This is a genomic window from Streptomyces polyrhachis, from assembly GCF_042663125.1.
GTDB classification, from domain to species: domain Bacteria; phylum Actinomycetota; class Actinomycetes; order Streptomycetales; family Streptomycetaceae; genus Streptomyces; species Streptomyces polyrhachii.
In genome coordinates this window covers 107,301-122,074 of the sequence record NZ_JBHSZO010000014.1, presented here as the reverse complement: position 1 = coordinate 122,074, position 14,774 = coordinate 107,301, and the positions used below count along the sequence as shown (strand labels likewise).

General features: G+C 73.4%; 13 protein-coding genes. 8 read left to right on the top strand and 5 right to left on the bottom strand.

Annotated features, from left to right (window positions below; genetic code table 11):
• Positions 1–262: 262 nt before the first annotated feature.
• On the top strand, positions 263–1,261 hold the full coding sequence (locus ACFQLX_RS11400; protein ID WP_386414202.1) for an aldo/keto reductase: 999 nt from the start codon (positions 263–265) through the stop codon (positions 1,259–1,261).
• Between the two features lie 310 nt (positions 1,262–1,571).
• Here the strand turns inward: ACFQLX_RS11400 and ACFQLX_RS11395 are convergent, their stop codons facing one another.
• Positions 1,572–2,882: an MFS transporter gene (locus ACFQLX_RS11395; RefSeq protein WP_386414200.1), complete on the bottom strand. Its 1,311-nt coding sequence runs from the start codon at positions 2,880–2,882 to the stop codon at positions 1,572–1,574.
• A 50-nt stretch (positions 2,883–2,932) separates the two neighbouring features.
• Complete coding sequence (locus ACFQLX_RS11390; protein ID WP_386414199.1) at positions 2,933–3,406, bottom strand: MarR family winged helix-turn-helix transcriptional regulator; 474 nt, start codon at positions 3,404–3,406, stop codon at positions 2,933–2,935.
• Between the two features lie 202 nt (positions 3,407–3,608).
• Here ACFQLX_RS11390 and ACFQLX_RS11385 point away from each other — a divergent pair, with 202 nt between their 5' ends.
• Positions 3,609–3,809, top strand: coding sequence for a ribbon-helix-helix protein, CopG family (locus tag ACFQLX_RS11385; protein ID WP_386414197.1), 201 nt, complete (start codon positions 3,609–3,611; stop codon positions 3,807–3,809).
• A gap of 75 nt (positions 3,810–3,884) precedes the next feature.
• Here the strand turns inward: ACFQLX_RS11385 and ACFQLX_RS11380 are convergent, their stop codons facing one another.
• Positions 3,885–5,330 carry an NCS2 family permease gene (locus tag ACFQLX_RS11380; protein ID WP_386414196.1) on the bottom strand — a complete coding sequence of 482 codons (1,446 nt, stop codon included), beginning with the start codon at positions 5,328–5,330 and terminating at the stop codon, positions 3,885–3,887.
• A 188-nt stretch (positions 5,331–5,518) separates the two neighbouring features.
• On the opposite strand from ACFQLX_RS11380, the gene ACFQLX_RS11375 reads away from it, so the two are divergent.
• The gene (locus ACFQLX_RS11375) at positions 5,519–5,797 is read left to right on the top strand and encodes a DUF2530 domain-containing protein (RefSeq protein ID WP_386414194.1); all 279 of its coding nucleotides are present in this window, start codon (positions 5,519–5,521) and stop codon (positions 5,795–5,797) included.
• 69 nt (positions 5,798–5,866) lie between these two features.
• Positions 5,867–8,317, top strand: a complete 2,451-nt coding sequence (locus tag ACFQLX_RS11370; protein WP_386414193.1) for a cation-translocating P-type ATPase — start codon at positions 5,867–5,869, stop codon at positions 8,315–8,317.
• A 68-nt stretch (positions 8,318–8,385) separates the two neighbouring features.
• Here ACFQLX_RS11370 and ACFQLX_RS11365 read toward each other — a convergent pair whose 3' ends face one another.
• Complete coding sequence (locus ACFQLX_RS11365) at positions 8,386–9,255, bottom strand: DUF5707 domain-containing protein (RefSeq protein WP_386414192.1); 870 nt, start codon at positions 9,253–9,255, stop codon at positions 8,386–8,388.
• 237 nt (positions 9,256–9,492) lie between these two features.
• The gene (locus ACFQLX_RS11360; RefSeq protein WP_386414190.1) at positions 9,493–12,603 is read right to left on the bottom strand and encodes a sacsin N-terminal ATP-binding-like domain-containing protein; all 3,111 of its coding nucleotides are present in this window, start codon (positions 12,601–12,603) and stop codon (positions 9,493–9,495) included.
• A 179-nt stretch (positions 12,604–12,782) separates the two neighbouring features.
• On the opposite strand from ACFQLX_RS11360, the gene ACFQLX_RS11355 reads away from it, so the two are divergent.
• The 4 genes from ACFQLX_RS11355 to ACFQLX_RS11340 all read left to right on the top strand — a co-directional run bounded on the left by ACFQLX_RS11355 (position 12,783) and on the right by ACFQLX_RS11340 (position 14,694).
• Positions 12,783–13,817: a hypothetical protein gene (locus tag ACFQLX_RS11355; RefSeq protein ID WP_386414188.1), complete on the top strand. Its 1,035-nt coding sequence runs from the start codon at positions 12,783–12,785 to the stop codon at positions 13,815–13,817.
• Between the two features lie 21 nt (positions 13,818–13,838).
• The gene (locus tag ACFQLX_RS11350) at positions 13,839–14,081 is read left to right on the top strand and encodes a hypothetical protein (protein WP_386414187.1); all 243 of its coding nucleotides are present in this window, start codon (positions 13,839–13,841) and stop codon (positions 14,079–14,081) included.
• 98 nt (positions 14,082–14,179) lie between these two features.
• A complete protein-coding gene (locus ACFQLX_RS11345) occupies positions 14,180–14,446 on the top strand; it encodes a type II toxin-antitoxin system Phd/YefM family antitoxin (RefSeq protein ID WP_386414186.1) in 267 nt (88 codons plus the stop codon).
• A complete protein-coding gene (locus ACFQLX_RS11340) occupies positions 14,443–14,694 on the top strand; it encodes a type II toxin-antitoxin system RelE family toxin (RefSeq protein WP_386414185.1) in 252 nt (83 codons plus the stop codon). Before ACFQLX_RS11345 ends, ACFQLX_RS11340 begins: the two co-directional genes overlap by 4 nt.
• The last annotated feature ends 80 nt before the right edge of the window (positions 14,695–14,774 follow it).

Here is a 14,774-nt window from a genome sequence, read left to right as displayed (position 1 = left end):
AGAGCAGCAAATCGACCGATGGCAAGTAAATCCCTATGGCTTTTCGGAGTTGTCGTGGAGAGGCCCCGCCCCACAACGCGAATCGGACACGCACCAGCGCCGCCCTCGCAGAGAGGCCCGCCCCACGACCCGAGCCCGGCGCGCACCGGCGCCGCCCTCGCGGAGAGGCCCAGGGCGCCTCGCGTGAACCCCGTGACGCGTACAAGTGAAGGTCAGCGCAATCGACTTGCCGAGCCGCCCCCGCGAGGAGTTGGCTGGGGGCATGAAGTACACACAGCTTGGCCGCAGTGGACTGAAGGTGAGCCGACTCGTCCTCGGCACCATGAACTTCGGTCCCAAGACCGACGAGCCGACCAGCCACACCATCCTCGACGCGGCGCTCGCGTCGGGGCTCAACTTCGTGGACACCGCCAACGTCTACGGCTGGGGCGACGACAAGGGCCGCACCGAGGAGATCATCGGCAACTGGTTCGCCAAGGACCCCGCCAACCGCGACAGGACCGTCCTCGCCACCAAGGTCTACGGGAACATGGCCGGCGACGGCGAGAAGCCCTGGCCCAACCACGACCGCCTGAGCGCCCTCAACATCCGCCGAGCCGTGGACGCCAGTCTCAAGCGGCTGAAGACGGACTACATCGACCTCTACCAGTTCCACCACGTCGACCGCCGGACCCCCTGGGACGAGATCTGGCAGGCGATGGACATCCTGATCCAGCAGGGCAAGATCCTCTACGTGGGTTCCAGCAACCACGCCGGCTGGCACATCGCCCAGGCCAACGAGGCCGCCGCCCGCCGGGGCATGCTCGGCCTGGTCAGCGAGCAGTGCCTGTACAACCTCGCCGAGCGCCGCGCGGAGATGGAGGTCATCCCGGCGGCGGAGGCGTACGGCGCCGGCGTGATCGCCTGGTCGCCGCTGCACGGCGGCCTGCTCGGCGGCGCGATCAAGCGCGCGGAGAAGGGCGACGCCTCCCGCGCGGCGGACGGCCGCAGCGCGGACGCGCTGGCGAACTCCGCGATCCGCGAGCAGGTCCAGCGCTACGAGGACCTGTGCGACAAGCACGGCCTGGAGCCGGGCGAGGTGGCTCTGGCGTGGTTCCTGACGCGCCCCGGCGTCACGGGCCCGATCGTCGGCCCGCGCACCACGGGCCAGCTGGAGTCCGCGCTGCGGGCGGTGGAGCTGGAGCTGACGGAGGAGTTCCTGACGGAGCTGGACGCGATCTTCCCGGGCCCGGGGCCGTCCCCGGAGGCGTTCGCCTGGTGACAGCGGCGCCCGCATAGGCCGCGCGGCAGGTGCGACGGGGCCGGGGGCTGGGACGTATCCCGGCCCCCGGCCCCGTACCGCCCTGTCGGAAGGGGCCGGCTACCGGCCCAGCGCGGCTGCCACCGCCACGATCACGAACATCAGCACGAGCGCACCGCTCACCACACGCATACGGGTCTTTGCATCCACGCCTTCGAGGTTAACCGGACGCCCGCCCGCCCCGAGCCGATCCCCCGCACACAGCGGGGTGACCCGCCTCACCGACGTCCCGCGCGCGGGCCGCCGCACGCGCTCCCGCCGACCGCACGGCTCACGCCGCGGCCGCGTACTCCCGGGGTACGAGCCGCACGTACCGCCCCCCGGGCCGCAGGTCGAGGCGGATGCGCACGCCGCCCGCGCGGGCCAGCATCAGGCCCACCCCGGCGGCGGCGAGCGCCGAGACCAGGCCGCAGGCCACGAAGCCGAGCCGGGCCCCGTAGGTGTCGGTGGCCCAGCCCACGAGGGGTCCGCCCAGCGGCGTACCGCCCATGAAGACCATCATGAACAGGCTCATCACCCGCCCCCGCATGGCCTCCTCGGTCCGCAGCTGGACGTTGGAGTTGGCGGTGACGTTGAACAGCACGCCCGCCATGCCGGCCGGGACCAGCAGCGCGGCGAAGAGCCACAGGGACGGCGAGAGCGCGACGGCGATCTCCAGCAGCCCGAAGGCCAGCGCGGCGCCGACGGTGACGCGCAGCAGCGAGACCCCGCGCCGGGCGGCGTAGAGCGCGCCGGCGAGGGAGCCGACGGCGAGCAGCGAGTTGAGCAGGCCGTAGAGGCCCGCGTCGCCGCCGAAGACGTCGTCGACGTAGGCGGTGAGCCAGATCGGGAAGTTGAAGCCGAAGGTGCCGACGAAGAAGACGAGCACCATCGGCCACAGCAGCTCGGGCCGCGCGGCCACGTAGCGCAGGCCCTCGCGCAGCTGGCCCTTGCCGCGCGGGGCCCGCTCGACGGGGTGCAGCTCGGCGGTGCGCATCAGCAGGAGTCCGGCGATCGGCGCGGCGAAGGAGACCCCGTTGAGCAGGAAGGCCCAGCCCGAGCCGACCGCGCTGATCAGCACGCCGGCGACGGCGGGGCCGACCAGGCGCGCGGTCTGGAAGTTCGCGGCGTTGAGGCTGACGGCGTTGCGCAGCTGCTCGCGGCCGACGAGTTCGGTGACGAAGACCTGGCGGGCCGGGTTGTCGACGACGGTGGCCAGGCCGAGCAGGAAGGCCAGCACGTACACGTGCCAGACCCGCACCGCCCCGCCCAGGGTGAGCGCGGCCAGGGCGAGGCCGGTGAGGCCCATGAAGGTCTGGGTGGCCAGCAGGATGCGCCGCTTGGGGTAGCGGTCGGCGACGATGCCGCCGTAGAGGCCGAAGAGCAGCATCGGCAGGAACTGCATGGCGACGGTGATCCCGACGGCGGCGGCCGAGCCGGTGAGGCTGAGGACGAGCCAGTCCTGGGCGATGCGCTGCATCCAGGTGCCCGTGTTGGAGACCATCTGGCCGGTCGCGAAGAGCCGGTAGTTCCTGATCCGGAGCGAGCTGAAGGTAGTAGCGGTCGGTGCGGGTGCGGAGTCTGCTCCGGGTCCCGGACTCAAAATACGGTCGCCCCCTTGGCGTGTGGTCGGGCGACCGTGGCGGCCGCCTCTTACAGGTGCGCGAGCTTCTCCAGTACGGGCGCCGCCGCACGCAGCGCTTCCCACTCCTGCGGGTCCAGGCCCTCGGCCAGCTCCGCCAGGAAGGCGTTGCGCTGCCGGCGGGCCTCCTCCAGGAGGCCCTGGGCCTGCTCGGTCTGGCTGACCACCTTCTGGCGGCGGTCCTCCGGGTGCCCCTCCAGCCGCACGAGGCCCTTGGCCTCCAGCATCGCGATGATCCGGGTCATCGACGGCGGCTGTACGTGCTCCTTGCGGGCCAGCTCGCTGGGCGTGCAGGGTCCGCAGCGGAAGAGCGTGCCCAGCACCGACATCTCGGTCGGGCTCAGCGACTCCTCGCCGTCCCACTTCTTGCGGGCGGCCGACATCCCGTGGTGGCGGATGCGGCGGGAGAGCCGCATCACGGAGGAGCGCAGAGCGTTGACGGCCGCCACGTCCTCGGGGCTGGAGAGCCTGGAGTGTTCCGTCATGACGTTAGACTACCTCATTACCTTGACTAAGAAGAACGCGTTTTCCGGCCACCCGGCGGCCTCGCGCCGGGCGGTGCTTCGCTCACGCACAGGCGAAGCCTGCGCGAAGCAGGTTACGGGTGCGATCAGGAAGCCACCCGAACGGGTGAGGATGCGCGGGAATCAGACACGTGCAGACGTACGAGCCGTCAGCCTGGCGGACATGGGAACAGAGGTGCTCAGCCTGCGTATGGACGGCGATCTCCTCGATCGCCTGCGGAGTCACGCGGCACGTCGGGGGATGACGGTCCAGGACTACGTCCTGCAGACGCTCGTCCGCGACGACTTCGACGAGCGGTTCAAGGCGGCCGTGGACCAAACGGAACGCCTCAGCGCCTGGGGGGCGCGGATGACCCCGGCCTGACAGCGAGCGGCCCGACAGCAAGCCGCAGGGCCCCGGGACCGTTCCCGGGGCCCTGCCGCACAGACCGCCCGAGGGCTACTTCAGCCCCAGCGCCTGCTCGATCGGGTCGAGCAGGAAGTAGACCAGGAAGCACAGCCCCACCACGTTCAGCGGCCACGCCACCTCGCGCAGGCGGCCGGTGGCCGCCTTCAGCAGCACGTAGGACAGCACGCCGACACCGATGCCGTTGGTGATGCTGTAGGTGAAGGGCATCATCACCATCGTCAGGAACGCCGGCACCGCGATCACCGCGTCCGACCAGTCGATGTCCCGGACGTTCGAGGCCATGATCATGAAGCCGACGACGACCAGCGCCGGCGTCGCGGCCTGCGCGGGCACGATGGTCAGCAGCGGCGTGCAGACCAGCGCCAGCAGGAAGAGCCCGCCGGTGACGAGGTTGGCCAAGCCGGTACGGGCCCCCTCGCCGACGCCCGCCGTGGACTCGGCGTAGGCGGTGTTGGCGGAGGCGGAGCCCGCGCCGCCCAGGGCCACGGCGACGCCGTCGACCATCAGCACCCGGCCCATGTCCGGCAGCCGGCCCTCCTCGTCCAGCAGCCCGGCCTCGTCGCTGACGCCGACGATCGTGCCCATGGCGTCGAAGAAGCCGGAGAGCAGCACGGTGAAGACGAAGAGGCAGCCGGTCAGCACGCCGACCTCGCCGAAGCCGCCGAAGAGGCTGACGTGGCCGATCAGCGAGAAGTCCGGGGCGGCGACGAGGGAGTCGGGCAGCTGCGGGACGGTCAGGCCCCAGGACCGCGCCGGGATGTCGGCGAGGGAGTTCACCGCGACCGCCAGCGCGGTCATCGCCACGATGCCGATGAGGATGGCGCCGTTGGTGCGCCGTACGACCAGCACCAGGGTCAGCGCCAGGCCCAGGACGAAGACCAGCACCGGCCAGCCGGCGAGCTGGCCGCCGCTGCCCATGCCGACGGGGACGGTGGTGTGCGCGGCGTCCGGGTTGCGGGTGACGAAGCCCGCGTCGACCAGGCCGATCAGCGCGATGAACAGGCCGATGCCGATGGCGATGCCCTTGCGCAGCCCGTCGGGGATCGCGTTCATCACGCGCTCGCGCAGGCCGGTCGCCACCAGGATCATGATCGCCAGTCCGGCGAGGACGACCATGCCCATCGCGTCGGCCCAGCTCATCCGGGGGGCGAGCTGGAAGGCGACGACGGCGTTGATGCCCAGGCCGGCGGCCATCGCGATGGGCACGTTGCCGATGACGCCCATCAGCAGCGTGGTGAGGCCCGCGACCAGCGCGGTCGCGGTGACGAGCTGGCCGCCGTCGAGGTGCTGGCCGAACTTGTCGGCGCCCGCGCTCAGGATGATCGGGTTGAGCACGAGGATGTAGGCCATCGCGCAGAAGGTGGCCAGCCCGCCGCGTATCTCGCGGGGGATGGTCGAGCCGCGCCGGCCGATCTCGAAGTAGCGGTCAAGCGCGCTGGTGGGGGGCGCTTCGGTGGGCGGTGCGTCGACCGGCATTCGTAGGACCTTACACATCAAGGGGCGGGTCTTGTGTACCTAAGTACGAATGACCAGTATCCGCTATCCGGGCGGTACCGGTGACCATCGGATGACACCGGGGTGAGGCCGGGGCGGGACAGGGGCGGGACAGGGGTGAACCCGGCCGCCCCCGCCCACCGGCCGACCCGGGCCCGTAAAGTGGCCGCATGCAGAACCCCCTGAAGTGGACGCCCCGGCACGAGGCCCCCGAGCCGCTGGAGGGCGATCCCGTGGCCGTCGTCACCGGCGGCACAGCCCTGTGGGCGCTCCTCTTCCTCGGGCAGCTGCCCTTCTACGGCTGGTTCGACGACCACGGGCACACCTGGTGGCTGTGGACCTGCCTGACCGGCGCGGGGCTGGGCGTCTTCGGCATCTGGTTCTGCCGCCGCCGCGAGGCCGCCCTCGCCCGCGCGGCCGCTCCCCCCGCCGGTACGGACGCGGGCTGACGCCCGTCCCACCAACGGCCGGGGGGCGGGTGCGGACGACCGGGGCGGTGACCACGTACGGTCTGCCCTATGAACCAGCGGGTGGACACCGAAGTCGCCGGCGGCATGCCGGCCGGGGGCGGCGCGGGCGGCCCCTCCAGTACGCCGTACAGCCGTGACGGCCTGACCGCCGCCGAGGTCGCCGGGCGGGTGGCGCGGGGCGAGGTCAACGACGTCCCCGCGCGCAGCAGCCGCTCCACCGCGGACATCGTCCGCGCCAACGTCTTCACCCGCTTCAACGCCATCATCGGCGTGCTCTTCGCGGTCATCCTGGTCGTCGGCCCCATCCAGGACGGCCTCTTCGGCTTCGTGATCATCGCGAACACCGCGATCGGCATCATCCAGGAGCTGCGCGCCAAGAAGACCCTCGACAGCCTCGCCGTGATCAGCGAGGCCCGCCCGACCGTGCGCCGCGACGGCGCGAGCCGGGAGATCCCCGTCTCCGGGATCGTGCTGGGCGACCTGGTGGAGCTGGGCCCCGGCGACAAGGCGGTCGTGGACGGCGAGCTGGTGGAGGCCGACAACCTGGAGGTCGACGAGTCGCTGCTGACCGGCGAGGCCGACCCGGTGCTCAAGCGGCCCGGCGACCGGATCCTCTCGGGCAGCTTCGTCGTCGCCGGCGGGGGCGCCTTCACCGCGACGAAGGTCGGGCGCGAGGCGTACGCCGTCCAACTGGCCGAGGAGGCCTCGCGCTTCACGCTCGTGCACTCCGAACTGCGCAGCGGGATCAGCCAGATCCTCCGGTACGTGACCTACATGATGGTCCCGGCCGCGATCGGCCTGATCGTCTCCGGGATGCTGCACGAGAACCGCGACTCCTCCGAGGCGATCCGCCGCACCGTCGCCGGCATCGTGCCGATGGTCCCCGAGGGCCTGGTGCTGCTGACCTCGGTGGCCTTCGCCATCGGCGTGATCCGGCTGGGCCGCAAGCAGTGCCTGGTGCAGGAGCTGCCCGCCATCGAGGGGCTGGCCCGCGTCGACGTGGTCTGCCTGGACAAGACCGGCACCCTCACCGAGGGCGGCATGGACGTCACGCAGCTGCGGCCGCTGGGCGGCGCCGAGGAGGCGGAGGTGCGCCGGGTGCTCGGCGCGCTGGGCGCCTGCGACCCGCGGCCCAACGCCAGCCTGCAGGCGATCATCGAGACCTACCCGGACACCGAGGAGCTGCGCTGCACCCAGTCGCTGCCCTTCTCCTCCGCGCGCAAGTTCTCGGGCGCCTCCTTCAACGACGCGATGGGCGAGGGCAGTACGTGGCTGCTCGGCGCCCCGGATGTGCTGCTGCCCGCCGGCAGCCCGGACCTGGCGCTGGTCGACGAGCTCAACTCCCGGGGCCTGCGCGTGCTGCTGCTGGCGCGGGCGGACGTGGAGCTGGGCGACCTCCAGGGCGCCCAGGGGGCGGGGGCCGCCGCCGCGATCGCCACCGGGCTCAAGCCCGTCGCGCTGGTGGTGCTGGAGCAGCGGCTGCGGCCCGACGCGGCGGAGACGCTGCGGTACTTCGCGGCGGAGAACGTCGAGACGAAGATCATCTCCGGTGACAACGCGGTCGCCGTCGGCGCGGTCGCCGCCAAGCTCGGCATGCCGGGCGCGGAGCGCACCGTGGACGCCCGCACCCTCCCCGAGGACCCGGCGGAGATGGCGCGGGTGCTGGAGGAGAACAGCGTCTTCGGGCGCGTGTCGCCGCAGCAGAAGCGGGAGATGGTCGCCGCCCTGCAGTCGCGCGGGCACGACGTGGCGATGACGGGCGACGGCGTCAACGACGTACTGGCCCTGAAGGACGCCGACATCGGCGTCTCGATGGGCTCGGGCTCGGAGGCGACGCGGGCGGTGGCGCAGATCGTGCTGCTCAACAACAGCTTCGCCACGCTGCCCTCGGTCGTCGCGGAGGGCCGCCGGGTCATCGGCAACATCGAGCGGGTGGCCACGCTCTTCCTGACCAAGACCGTCTACTCGGTGCTGCTGGCGCTGCTGGTGGTGGTCAGCGCGGTGCCCTACCCCTTCCTGCCGCGGCACCTGACGCTGCTGTCGACGCTGACCATCGGCATCCCGGCCTTCTTCCTGGCGCTGGCGCCCAACAAGGAGCGGGCGCGCCCGCAGTTCGTGCGCCGGGTGATGAAGTACTCCGTGCCGGCCGGGCTGCTCGCGGGCTCGGCGACCTTCCTCGCGTACCTGCTGGCGCGCTCGTACTACACGGGTCCCGGCGCGCTGGACGCGGAGACCTCGGTGGCGACGCTGACGCTCTTCCTGGTCGCGATGTGGGTGCTGGCGATCATCGCGCGTCCGTACAACTGGTGGCGGCTGCTGCTGGTGGGGACGATGGCGCTGGGCTTCGTGGTCGTGATGGTCACGCCGTGGCTGCAGGACTTCTTCCAGCTGAAGCTGGTGGGGACGACGATGCCGTGGATCGCGGTGGGGATCGCGGCGGCCGCCTCGGCGCTGCTGGAGCCGGTGTGGCGGCTGGTGGCGCGGCGCTATCCGGGCTGAGTCGCGCGGGTGGTACGGGCGAGGGCCGCCGGTCTGGTGACCGGCGGCCCTCGTGTGTGCGGTGGTGCTTACTTCACGTCGATGAAGTCGCTCGTGGACGTGATCGCCGTGGAGGCGGAGTTGCCGGCGAAGACGTAGCGGTAGTAGCCGTCGTAGCCGGCGGTGACGGTGGTCTTCAGGTCGCCGGTGGTGGCGCTGGTGACCGTCTTGACGTTGGTCCAGGAGTAGGCGGAGCCGTAGCGCTTGTACTGCAGCGTGACGGACTTGCCGCCGTATCCCTTGTAGGACCAGGGGGACTCCCAGCTCGCGCGGGAGAGGAAGCCGCTGACCGTGATGGTCTTGCCCTTGTAGACCGGCTCCGGGGAGGCGTTGGTCGTCAGGCGGGAGTAGCGCTTGATGGTGGTGGTCTTGATCGCGTCGTTGAAGGAGTAGTCGCCGTCCTTCGCGTAGGCGTCGGCGGTGACCTTCCAGGTGCCGGCCAGCAGGTTGTTGTTGAGGTTCACCCGCGGGTCGATGGTGATCGTCAGCTTGCAGGTGGCGGTGGTGGCGTTGACCGCGGTACAGGTGGCGGCGTCCTCGTTGGGGACGAGGAGGCCGTCGGGGGAGGCCCAGTCGGCGCCGTGCCACAGGTCGATGTAGGCGTCGTCGATGCCGCTGTCGTCCGTGGCGGTCATCGAGACCGTGATGGTACGGAGGTTGGTGGTGCCCATGTCGATGGACTTGCCGCCGTGCACGGTCACATCGGTGATCTGGGTGTCGCCGACGGTGTCCAGCGTCCCGGCGGTGGCGTCGAGCGGGGCGACCCGCGCGGACGCCTCGGCCGTGGGCCGGGTGTAGTCCCGCTTCAGCGGCGAGTCCGTCGCGCCGGCGGACGGAACGGCGAGAGCGGAGACGGCCAGGGCGCCGACGAGGGCAGCGCCGAAAGCGGCTTTCTTCATGCTGTGTCCCAACATCCTCGGGTGTGACCGATGTATATCCCCCACAGCCACACAGTGTGCGACGGAGTGTATGTCCGTCTATCGAAGTAGATCCGCGAACTGGTTCGCACACAGTGCAACAGGATTGTCACAACGGCCCCATGAGCATCAAAGCGTCACGGAGCGTGTGCGCCGGGCCCGGATCCGGGACGCCTCGGCGGCCCCTCAGCGGCCCTTCGGCGGCCCTTCAGCGGCCCCTCAGTCGAACCAGCGGTCGCGGGCCAGCTCCGCCGTGCGCTGCGGGTCCTCCAGCAGCGCGGCCACCTCGAAGCGCCGCCCCCACTGGCCGCCCGCCCAGGCCAGCGCCGCCGCGACGCCCTCCAGGGTGGCGGCGTGCAGGGTGCCGTCGGGGGTGCGGCGCCAGTCCAGTTCGACGCCGTCGACGGTGAGTTCCGCGTGCTCCAGGTAGGCGGCGGGGGTGGCGGGGCCGAGCAGGGCGGCGATCTCCTCGGGTACGTCGCGCAGTTGGCCGGCGGAGGCGTCCACCGGGGCCTCGTACACCTCGCTCAGCCGCCGCAGTTGCAGCAGCTCGGCCAGCTCCGCCGCGCGCTCGGGGCGTACGGGCACGAGGGCGCGGCCGGCGGCCAGCGGCAGCAGGTCGGGGGCGTCGGCGATCAGGGGGGCGTCGGGGCCGGCGGCGCCGACCACCACCGTGCGCCCGTCGCGGACCGCGCGGACCTCGTCGGGGAGGGTGACCTGCTCGGGGTCGAGGTCGGCCAACAGGGTGTTCAGGCCGTGGAGTTGGGCCGGGGTGACGGGCAGGCCGGGGTCGGCGAGGCGGGTGAGCAGCTCTGCCGCGCCGCCGGGCTCGGCGAGGAGCGCGGCGGCGGAGGTCCGTACGCCCAGGGCGCGCAGCACCTCCTCGTCGTGGACGGTGGAGGTGTCGGCCGTCTCGTAGAGGCCGGCGAGCAGGGGGTCGCCGGACAGGGCGCGCAGGCCGGCCGGGCGGCGGCCCGCCAGGATGGGGTGGTCGCGCAGCCACCAGGCGGTGTAGGGGCGGATACGGCGGGTGGTGCCGTCGGCGAGGAGGACGCGGGCGGGGGCGGTGAGGGCGTCGCGCAGGGGCGGGCGGGAGAGCAGGGCGAGGGCCTGGGGCCACTTGTCGTCGGCGACCAGGTCCAGGTCGCGTACGGCGGTCAGCTCGGTGAGGACCGGCGGGACGGGCTGCTCGTCCAGGCCGTCCAGGACGTCCTCGCACCAGACGTCCACGGCGTCCAGCAGGCCGGCGTCGTCGGGTTCGGGGTAGTCGCCTTCGCGGGGCTCCAGTTCGTCGGGGTCCAAGACGACGTCGGCGGCCCGTACGAGTGCGAAGTCGGCCTGGACGCCGACGGCGGTCAGCGGGCCCCGGCCCCAGCGCTCGGCCAGCGCGGCGTCGCAGGCGGCCAGCTCCCCTTCGCGGACGAGCTGGGCGAACGGGCTGCCGGGGAGGAGGAGTTCGCCGGCGGGGGCGAGTTCGCCGTCCTCGTCGGGGAGGGCGAGGGCGGCGAGCCAGGGCTCGTCGCCGGGCTGGAGGCCGGCGTCGCGGACGAGGGTCAGGACGAGGTCGGCCAGCGCCTCGGGGGTGGGGGCGGCGGGCTCGTCGTCGAACCAGGTGTCGTCACCCTCGTCGAGGGAGGCGGCGACGGCTGCCCGTACCTGCGGGGTGGTGAGGATCGCGCGCGCGGTGGCGGGGGTGGCGCCGAGGCGGGCGAGGAGGGGGTGGGCGGCGTCGGGGTGGACGATCCGCAGGCCCAGGCCCGCGAACGCGGCGGCGTCCGTGCCGGGTTGGGGCAGCAGGGTCTGGCGGGGGCCCAGGGCGGTGCCGCCGCCGGCCAGCGGGACGGGCAGGCCGGCGAGGCGGTCGGGGTCGGTGCCGGCGAGCGCCTCGTACAGCCGCCGCCACCAGGACGGCTCGCGCTCCACGCCGGCGAGGCGGTCGATCGCCTCGCCCAGGGTGAGGCGGGCCACCTCCAGGGTGCGCAGCTCGGGGCGGCGCTCCTGGCCGGCGGGCAGGAGCGCGGGGAACAGCTCGGCCAGGACGGCCGTCGTCCCGGCGTTCGCGCCCTCGATCAGCTCGGCGTCGCGGGGACGCAGGCCGGGGGCGTCCTCCCCCTCTTCGTTCGCGGGCGTCAACGCCGGGGCGAGGAAGGGGACTTCGGGCAGGCGGCGCAGGATGCGGGCGCGCAGTTCGCCGTCGATGCCGCCCCGGCCCAGGACGGCCGGGACCAGGTCGAGGACGGCGGGGTGGACGGGGCGCCAGTCGCGCAGCAGTTTGGCGTAGGTCTCGGCGGCGCGGTCCAGCAGGTGGTCGGTGAGCGGGCCGGGGGCGACGTGGCGGCGGGTGGGCTCCAGCGGCAGGGTGGCGATCAGCAAGGCGGGCAGGCCCAGGGGTTCGTCGGTCGGGGTGGGCGCGTGCAGCACCTCGGCGGTGCGCGGGCGCGCCGGGGAGCCGTCCTCGGCGACGGGGACGGCCCAGGTCACCGACCAGTAGGGGCGCAGCCGCTCCTCGACGGGGCGGTCGGCGAGCAACCGGGCGTCCAGTGGGCCGGATTCGCTCTCCACCCGCCAGCGGGTGGTGCGCCCGCCGTCCGTGATGACGACATGGGCGCCCTCCTGTGTACGGGTCAGGGTGCGGCTGCCCGCCGGGGTCTCGACGACCACCTCCGCCAGCCCGGGCAGGGCGAGGAGCAGCGCGTCGTCCACGCCGGCGGCGAGGCGGTGGGCCAGCTCGCGGGCGGCGGCGTCGCGGAAGGGGAGGACGACGGCGGTGTCGTAGCCCTCGGGCACCTCGCCGGTGGCGGGCAGCGGCAGGCGCAGGGCCGGGACGTGGCCGCCGCGCCGCGCCAACTCCTCGGCCAGTTCGGGGACTTCGGCGGCCCGCTCCTGTACGGCCGCGCGGGCCTCGGCGCGCGACCAGCGCACCCCGGCGCCGTCGCTGCGTACGATCGAGGGCGCGTCGGTGACGGCGAGGACGGCGTTGAAGCCCACCCCGAAGCGGCCCACGGAGCCCTGCGCCTCCCCGTCGCGCTTGGCGGAGGCGCGCAGGGTGGACAGGGAGGCGGCGCCCGCCGCGTCCAGCGGGGCGCCGGTGTTGGCGGCGGTCAGGCCCTCGTCGTCCAGCACCAGCCGCAGCCGCCCCGCGACCCCGGCGCGCACGGCGGCGTCGGCGGCGTTCTGCGCCAACTCCACGACCAGGCGGTCGCGGTAGCCGCCGAGCGCCAGGTCCTCCTCCGCGTTGGCGTCCTCCCGCAGCCGGGCGGCCGACGCGGCCCAGGCGTCGAGCGCGGCGGTCCGCAACTGCGCGGTGCGGAACGGGTCGGCGTGGGACATCGGGAACTCCTGTACGGCGCGGCGGCGGGCTGTCGGGGCAGCGTAGCCCCCCGGTGGAAACGGGAAATTCCGTGCGCGGCCCCGCGATAGCCTGAGGGCCTGTCGGCCCGACAGGGGCGGGAGTGCGGACGGCTTCGCGAGCGGCCGCCGGTCCCGCACCGCGACCGCGTAGGGACATCGTGGGTATCGAAGGCGACCAACTGATCCTCGACTATCTGAGCCGGGTCGGCGACCTGGCCCAGCAGCGCGCCCTGCCCTCCGGCGAGCGGGTGCGGCTGGTGACGCGGCTGCGGACGCGGATCGACCGGGTGCGGGCGGAGGAGGGTGCGTACAGCGCCGCCGAGGTGCGCCGTGTGCTGGAGCGCTTCGGATCGCCCGGGGAGATCGTCGAGGCGGCGGCGGACGATCCGGCGTCCGCGATCCCGGAGGTCGCCGCCCGGCCGCCGAAGCCGACGGGCCTCACGGCGCTCGCGGGGCGGCTGCCCAAGCCGCGCCCAGGGGCCGGCGGCCGGCTGCCGCGCCCGAGGGAGGAGGCCGAGGTGCCGCCGCCCTCGACGGCCGCCTCGCCGCCGCACCGGGCCGGGGAGGACGAGATAGGGGCGCCGTCGCCGGACTGGTGGCGGACGCAGCCGGGGCCGTTCGGCGCGGGTGCGGGGGACGGCCCCCTGGGCGACATGATGCCGGGCTTCACGGGGGGCATCGAGGTCCCGGAGCTGCTGCGGCCGCCGGAGGACGCGCCGGCCGCTCCCCCGGCCCGCGCGGTCCGCAAGCGCGAGGAGGCGGAGGCTGCCGGGCCCGCCGGCGAGGGCGCCGTGCGCCCCGCCCTGCGGCTGCTCGCCGCCTGCGGACCCCTGCAGCTGCTGGCGCTGGCCGCGCTGCTGGCGGGCGCGGTGCTGGGCCAGCCCCTCGCGGTGGGGGCGGGCCTGCTGCTGGCGTACGGCTCGCGGCGCCTGTCGCGTACGGAGGCGAAGTGGGCGGCGGCCGGGATCCCGGCGACGGTCGGGGCGCTGATGCTGGTCTGGCTGTACGGGCGGGTGGCGGGCCGGTGGGGCGCGCCGCTGCCGGAGAAGGCGTTCGGGGAGGCGCTGGGGGACGCCGTCCCGTGGCTGGTGCGGGCGGCGGCGCTGGCGTCGGCGGCCTTCCTGCTGTGGCGCACGCACCGGCGGGTGGTGGCGGAGGAGGCCGCGGCGGCTGCGGCGGACGAGGAGGGGTAGGCGCTGGCCTACCCTGGACGGGTGAGTACGCAGACGCCCGCCCCCGCCCCCGCCCTCAGCGCCGCCGACTGGCTGGTCCGGATCGGCGCCGTCGTCTTCGCCGTCGGGGCCCTGGGCACCCTGGTCACGCTCGTCCCGCTGTTCACCGGCGCGGACCCGCTGCCGACCGCCGCCTACCTGGTGTCGATGCTGATGGGCGTGGGCTTCGCCCTGGCCCTGGGCGGGCTGCTGGCGCAGGCGCGGTCGGGCGCTGCGGCACGGTAAGGGCCGGTCCGGCATCCTGGCCCGCACCTCCCTGGAAAGCAGAATCAACCGAGTCGAGTTCCGCCCATCCCACACCGCCGAGGCGTACCATGTTGAATATGAGTACACACAGCCTGCGGGACCTCCGCACCAACCTCGGCAGCACCGTCCGCCAGGTCGCCCTGACCGGAGAGGAGGCGATCGTCACCGACAGCGGTACCGAGATCGCTGTCATCATCTCCATGGAGGACTACGAGCGCCTCCACGAGCACGCCGACGTAGCCGACGCCCTGGGCCTGAGCACCCGCCGGAGCACCTCCGACGACTACCTGACCCTCACCGAGATGATCGCCGCCCTGCAGCAGGCCGAGCGGGCCTCCGCGTGAAACTGCTCTTCCACCGAGAGGTCTACGAGCAGCTCCGCCGACTGCCCCGCCAAGCGTTCGCCCCGGCCTTGGACCTCGTCACCGGTCTCGCCACCGACCCGCGCCCGCCAGGCGCCAAGAAGCTGGCCGGCCAGGAGCGTTGGCGGGTCCGGGCAGGCGAGTACCGCGTCCTCTACACGATCGACGACGCGGACCGAACGGTACGTATCGAGCGCATCGCCCACCGCAGCGCCGTCTACCGCGACTAGGTCCTGTACGGATGACCGCTGCGCCGCCCCCCTCTATCCCTGGTGACGCCCGCGCGCCTTTGGGATAACTTGCCAGTGGG

Coding starts and splice junctions, on each gene's coding strand:
- ACFQLX_RS11400 (WP_386414202.1), top strand. CDS start 263: ATGAAGTACACACAGCTTGGCCGCAGTGGACTGAAGGTGAGCCGACTC.
- ACFQLX_RS11390 (WP_386414199.1), bottom strand. CDS start 3,406: ATGACGGAACACTCCAGGCTCTCCAGCCCCGAGGACGTGGCGGCCGTC.
- ACFQLX_RS11385 (WP_386414197.1), top strand. CDS start 3,609: ATGGGAACAGAGGTGCTCAGCCTGCGTATGGACGGCGATCTCCTCGAT.
- ACFQLX_RS11380 (WP_386414196.1), bottom strand. CDS start 5,330: ATGCCGGTCGACGCACCGCCCACCGAAGCGCCCCCCACCAGCGCGCTT.
- ACFQLX_RS11375 (WP_386414194.1), top strand. CDS start 5,519: ATGCAGAACCCCCTGAAGTGGACGCCCCGGCACGAGGCCCCCGAGCCG.
- ACFQLX_RS11370 (WP_386414193.1), top strand. CDS start 5,867: ATGAACCAGCGGGTGGACACCGAAGTCGCCGGCGGCATGCCGGCCGGG.
- ACFQLX_RS11365 (WP_386414192.1), bottom strand. CDS start 9,255: ATGAAGAAAGCCGCTTTCGGCGCTGCCCTCGTCGGCGCCCTGGCCGTC.
- ACFQLX_RS11360 (WP_386414190.1), bottom strand. CDS start 12,603: ATGTCCCACGCCGACCCGTTCCGCACCGCGCAGTTGCGGACCGCCGCG.
- ACFQLX_RS11345 (WP_386414186.1), top strand. CDS start 14,180: ATGAGTACACACAGCCTGCGGGACCTCCGCACCAACCTCGGCAGCACC.